This window comes from Gaoshiqia sediminis (genome assembly GCF_025907915.1).
GTDB lineage: Bacteria > Bacteroidota > Bacteroidia > Bacteroidales > Prolixibacteraceae > Gaoshiqia > Gaoshiqia sediminis.
The window spans coordinates 1-5,849 of sequence record NZ_JAPAAF010000073.1; the positions used below are offsets into that span (position 1 = coordinate 1).

Sequence of the window (5,849 nt, forward strand, 5' to 3'; positions counted from 1 at the left end):
ACGGGGCAATGGTTTTTTCCATCCGTTTGGCAAACTTATCGATGGCTTCGTGATCCACCTTTTTCACCGAACGATCGACTTTGGCCACTTTTTTCACCACCAGTTTTTCCAGAAAGCCCATCTTTTCGAAATTGAATTCGCCCCCAAAAATAGCTTCGTACTTGGCCACTTGGTGTAATTTTTCCGGGAAAGCATTTTTCAGCTGCTGCCTGGCGTCCTCGCCTTCGTGCATGCAGCAAATGAACAAACCAATTTCCTTACCGCAGAGCTCGTCTGAATGGCTTTCGCAAAAGCTCCGCACCCTCCGTTGGATTTGCCCGGCATGGATCGATCCACCGATAATAACCCGGTCAGCCCGGGAAAAATCAGGTTTTTTATCTTGTTTTAAATGGTGAATGGAAACTTCGCCTGAAAGTTTGGCTGCCAATTCGTTGACCGCATTTTCCGTACAGCCGTGAGTTGACATAAAAATAATGGACGTCTTCATTAGATGGAGATTTTCTATCAAAACTAACAGATCATCTCCAAACAAACCGTCCGGTTATCGGTTAAGGATGGAAATCAATCGGTCAATAATGGCATTAACAGATATTTATATCTTATTATAGAAAAATCATTATCTTTGCAACCCAAAATAATAAGCCATGTCAATAGAATTACAACAGGAAATAAAAATTGATGAAAGCTTTTACAAAGTAAAAGAGATCAGACAACTGACCGACGAAACATTCTCGCTGCGCTTGCCCAAAAGCCGTTTTAATTACCGGGCCGGGCAGCACATCTCGCTGGGCATCCGAGGCGATTATCAAAGTCGCGAATATTCGATCTACAGCGGGGAGAACGACGACCATCTGGAGGTGTTGGTCAAGGAAGTAAAAAAAGGCTATTTCACCCCGAAACTGAGCAAGCTGAAACCCGGCGACCTGGTTGAGGTGAGCGGGCCTTTCGGCAAATTTCGCATCGACGAGAAAAAAATTGCCGATCACAAGTTTGTCTTCATTGCCAGCGGTACGGGCATTGCCCCATTCCGCAGCATGGTAAGAACTTATCCGCAGCTCGATTACCAGCTCATTCACGGAGTGAGATACGGAAACGAAGCTTACGACCGCCATGAGTACGAACAAGAGCGTCACATCCTATGTACTTCAGGTGATAAAACCGGAAAGGTACACGGCAGGCTGACAACTTACCTGAAGAAGGCCAGTTTTGATAATAACACGCAATTTTACCTCTGTGGAAACAGCAACATGATTTTCGACGCCCTCGAAATTCTGAAAGACAAAGGGTTTGAGCGCGACCAGATCCACTGCGAAGTTTATTTTTAGCCGTGAGTAGCGAATAAAAAAATGAAATACCACTTAATCACCTTGGGCTGCCAAATGAATTTGTCGGACAGCGAGCGGGTTGCCGCCGTGTTGGAACAAATGGGCTATGTGCGCACGGAAAACGAGGAGGAGGCAACCCTGCTGGGCATGCTGGCTTGCTCGGTGCGGCAAAAACCCATCGACAAGGTATATAACAAAATCGCCCAGTGGAACCGCGCGAAAGATAAACGCAACCTCATTACGTTCCTTTCGGGCTGTGTTTTGGCTGCCGACCGGGAAAAACTGCTCAAACAGTTCGACCTGATTTTTCAGATGAGCGAATTGGCCCAGCTACCTGATATGATCCGCAACTATGGGGTGGTGAATGCGGCCTCGCTTCAGGCGCCCAAACCAGTGATGCCCAAAAACGAACACATTGCCGATTTGTGGCACATCAAACCCAAGTACCAGTCCACCCACGAAGCGTTTGTGCCCATACAAAACGGCTGCGACAAGTTTTGCACCTTCTGCGCCGTGCCATACACCCGTGGCCGCGAGGTTTCCCGTCCTTCAGAAGACATCATTCAGGAGGTGCGCCACCTGGTCATTCAGGGCTACAAATCGATCACCCTGCTGGGGCAAAATGTGAACTCGTACGGTTTGGACAAAAACGGACAGGAAATCACCTTTGCCGAACTGCTGCGCCGCATTGGTGAATATGGCCAAACATCCGGTGAAGAGTTCTGGGTGTATTTCACCTCGCCCCACCCGCAGGATATGACTCGCGAAGTGATTGAAGTGATCGCTGAATACCCCTGTCTGGCCAAACAAATCCACCTGCCCATGCAGAGCGGCGACGAAAAAGTGCTGATCAAGATGAACCGTCGCCACTCAATGGACAAGTACCGGCGCATTGTTGCCGACATCTGCGAGTTGATTCCTCAGGCCACCCTGTTTACCGACATCATTGTCGGGTTTACAGGCGAAGGCGAATCGGAATTTGAAAATACGGTCGCAGCGTTTCACGAGTTCAACTTCAACATGGCCTACATTGCCATGTACTCGCCCAGGCCGGGAGCTGCCAGTTACCGCTGGCAGGACGAAGTTTCGCAGGATGTGAAAAAGGGACGTTTACACAAACTTTCGGAAGCAATGAAAATTTATACCCGCAAGTACAACGAAAGCCTGGTGGGAAAAACCGTCCGCTTGCTGGTAAATGGGACCGACCGCAAAACCGGCTTTTCAACCGGACTGACCGAAGGAAAAATAACCGTCCGTATGGATCGAAAGGCACCCGAACTGATGGGAAAGATCGTGGACGTGAAAATTACCTCTGCAGCTGACTTCTCCATGAGCGGCGAATTGGTACTTCAGGAAGAAACAGTAAACAGCTAATGAATTCAACAAAAAAACGCATAGCTTTTAAGACCTTGGGCTGCCGCCTGAACCAGTACGAAACCGATGCGCTCGTGTCTGATTTCGATAAAGGCGGCTACGAGATTGTCGATTTTAAGGAACAGGCCGACGTGGTGGTGGTAAACACCTGCACCGTGACCAACCAAAGCGACCAGAAATCGCGCAACATGATCAGCCAGGCCGCACGGAATAACCAAGGATCGGTAGTCGTAGTTACCGGCTGCATGGCCAACAACTACAAAGAAACCCTGGAAGGTGAAAACAAGATCACGTACGTGGTTGAAAACAACCGGAAAGGATCGATCCTGAATTTGGTGGATGCCCACTTTGGAGGGGAACTGCTTCATCCCGAAAAGCTGGAGGCCGACGTTTTCCAGTTCAACACTGTAGATAAAAGCCTGCACACCCGCAGCGCCATCAAAATACAGGATGGTTGCGATAACTTTTGCACGTTTTGCATCATCCCCACCGTGCGCGGACGCGCGGTGAGCCGTCCCTTGCCACAAATTATTGAGAATGTAGAAGACACGCTGGCCAATGGTTTTAAAGAACTGGTGATAACCGGGGTGAATATTGGCCGTTACGAATGGGAAGACAAGCGCTTTGAAGACGTGCTGGAAGCTATCCTGAATGTGCCAGGCGATTTTCGGGTGCGCATTTCCTCGCTCGAACCCGATGGCTTTGGCAACCGGCTGGTGGATTTGTTCGACCATCCCAAGCTTACGCCGCACCTGCACCTGTGCCTGCAAAGCGGCTCCGACAAAGTACTGCTACGCATGCGCCGCATGTACGACTATAACCGCTTCAAAAATCTGGTGGAACGCTTCCGCGACAAATATACCGAATTCAATTTTACCACCGACCTGATTGTAGGTTTCCCCGACGAAAGCGAGGAAGATTTCCAGGAAAGTTTGAATGCCGTTTCCACATTTGGCTTCGGGCATGTGCACACCTTCAAATATTCGGTACGTAAAGGAACCCGAGCCGAACGAATGGAAAACCACCTTCCCGAAAAAATCAAAAACGCACGCTCGGCACGCATACGGCAGGCTTCTGAAGAAAACCGGTCGCGATACCTTTCTTCCTTCATCGGAAAAGAGCAAACCGTTTTGATCGAAACCATCGATGCACGCGGATACGCCACCGGATATGGCGAACATTACGTGCCGGTCAGGTTCAAAGGAAAGGGGCTACAAAAGAACACATTTCAAATAGTTCGCATTACCAGGATCGAGGGAAAAGGAGAACAGATGCGACTCGTCGGGGAACTGTAAACGGAAAAACAAAAGCGCTCAGATCAATGATCCAAGCGCTTTTGCTTTTGTTGACCCGCCAGGGCTCGAACCTTTAGCGTATTTCGTTGAAATTCAAATCTGTTTTTTGCACTTAAACCTTCAGGTCTCGATAAGGTCTCTCTGATGTAAATTCTATTTCCTGATACCAAATCAAATTCCCGTTCCAAATATAATGAAAAAGCGGTTAAGCTCATTGCAACCGCCCGTCATATTCCTATTTGAATAATCTGACATAGTCCACAAACAAGTATTGTCTTCCTCTTTTCCCTCCGGTCATTTCTTTCAAAATACTTAATCTTTCCAGCTCCTCCAGTAATTTGTAAACAGAAGGATGAGACAGTTTGGTGATTTCCTTCGCCTTGGTCGCATCGATCAGAGGGTGTTGGTAAAGGTGCTCTAAGATTACCTGCGCATTGTTTGATCTTGCGCCAAGCGATTGAAGTTTAGCATCTACTTCTTTTTGTAGCTTTAGTATCCCATCAAAGGTTTCGATACTCTTTTTGGCAGTTTCAATTACGCCTACTAAAAAGAATTTCATCCATTGAATGATGTCATTCTGCTGCCTTACTTTCATAAGATTGTCATAATACAATAACCTGTTCTTTTCGAAAAAATCTGAAAGATATAGGATTGGTTTCCTCAATATTTTCTTTTCAACGAGATAAAGCGTAATCATTAACCGGCCAACACGACCATTTCCATCCAAAAATGGGTGGATCGTCTCAAACTGATAGTGAATTAACGCAATTTTTAGTAGCTCCGGAAAATGAATTTCCTCATTGTGAGCAAACTTTTCCAGATCGCTCATGTAATCATTTACGGTTGTATGAACAGGTGGAATAAATGTTGCATCCGAAATGGTCGCTCCTCCAATCCAGTTTTGACTGGTTCTGAAGTTACCCGGTTGTTTGTATTCTCCCCTAACACCTTGAAGTAAAATTTTATGCGTTTGGCGAATTAATCTGGAAGAAAATGGAAGTTCCTCCAAATTCTTTATCGCAGAGTTCAAGGCCTTGATATAATTTTGCACCTCTTCCCAATCATCTCTTTTCTCTTGAGAAACATCTTCTTTATCCATTAATGCTTCTTCAATGTTTGTTTTAGTACCTTCGATTTTGCTCGATTGCGTAGCTTCTTTTAACACGTGCATGCTTATGAATAAATCGATGTTGGGGATGTATTCGGAGTACATATCCAAACGCCCAAGCTGGCGGTCAGCCTGACTTAGTAAAGTAAGCAACTCCATACTTTCAAGTTGCCATGCTTTGTTGATGTATTCGGGTTGGAAACTTTTAAATGAGCCTTGGCTGATATATTTCCCTGCTATAAAATTTTTCATTTCTTACGTTCCTATTTCTTTAACAAAGATATCTGTTATTTAAGTTTTCAGCAACATTTTTAAATAAAGATGTTTGTATTTAAATTAAGGGGAATATATTAAAATAAGGATCTGCGTATTTAAATCCTTCACAGCAAAATCGTAAGTGTCTCTAATAATGATCCATGCCTATTCAACAGAAATCCAGCCAATCCTAACTGTGCTCATTACGCATTTTTATTTTGGTTTTGTTATGTCCCTGCGACCAAAAGCCTCCGTACCTCCGGTTTTCAGTCTCGGGAAAAATACAAGGTAGCCGGCTCCATTTCATTGCGACGGCACCCTTGTTTGTTTTTTCAGATACCTATTCCGTCAAAATCAAAAAGAAAAGTCAATTTAGCTGCCCGGCTGATGAAAAAAACAAGGCCGGGGCGGGTGTTCTGCCCTTCCATGTTTTTTGTACAATTTGCCTGCATGTGAACCGGTTTGGGCAGAACAGCCTTGCTTTTTCCGCCG

The 5,849-nt window shown here is 45.8% G+C and carries 5 protein-coding genes; 3 read left to right on the forward strand and 2 right to left on the reverse strand.

From position 1 onward, the window contains the following. Window positions 1–487: flavodoxin domain-containing protein (locus N2K84_RS19835; protein WP_282593578.1), on the reverse strand; the 487-nt coding region annotated here is incomplete at its 3' end. A 157-nt stretch (window positions 488–644) separates the two neighbouring features. Between N2K84_RS19835 and N2K84_RS19840 the strand changes: the two genes are divergently transcribed. Genes N2K84_RS19840 through mtaB form a run of 3 tightly spaced genes read left to right on the forward strand, consistent with a single transcriptional unit; the run spans window position 645 to window position 3,994 of the window. Beyond that, on the forward strand, window positions 645–1,325 hold the full coding sequence (locus N2K84_RS19840; protein ID WP_282593579.1) for a ferredoxin--NADP reductase: 681 nt from the start codon (window positions 645–647) through the stop codon (window positions 1,323–1,325). Between the two features lie 21 nt (window positions 1,326–1,346). Further along, window positions 1,347–2,699 (forward strand): tRNA (N6-isopentenyl adenosine(37)-C2)-methylthiotransferase MiaB, encoded by a 1,353-nt coding sequence (gene miaB, locus N2K84_RS19845; protein WP_282593580.1) that lies wholly within the window; start codon window positions 1,347–1,349, stop codon window positions 2,697–2,699. After that, on the forward strand, window positions 2,699–3,994 hold the full coding sequence (mtaB, locus tag N2K84_RS19850; RefSeq protein ID WP_282593581.1) for a tRNA (N(6)-L-threonylcarbamoyladenosine(37)-C(2))-methylthiotransferase MtaB: 1,296 nt from the start codon (window positions 2,699–2,701) through the stop codon (window positions 3,992–3,994). Before miaB ends, mtaB begins: the two co-directional genes overlap by 1 nt. A gap of 235 nt (window positions 3,995–4,229) precedes the next feature. Here mtaB and N2K84_RS19855 read toward each other — a convergent pair whose 3' ends face one another. After that, window positions 4,230–5,354 carry a Fic family protein gene (locus tag N2K84_RS19855; RefSeq protein ID WP_282593582.1) on the reverse strand — a complete coding sequence of 375 codons (1,125 nt, stop codon included), beginning with the start codon at window positions 5,352–5,354 and terminating at the stop codon, window positions 4,230–4,232. Window positions 5,355–5,849: the final 495 nt, after the last annotated feature.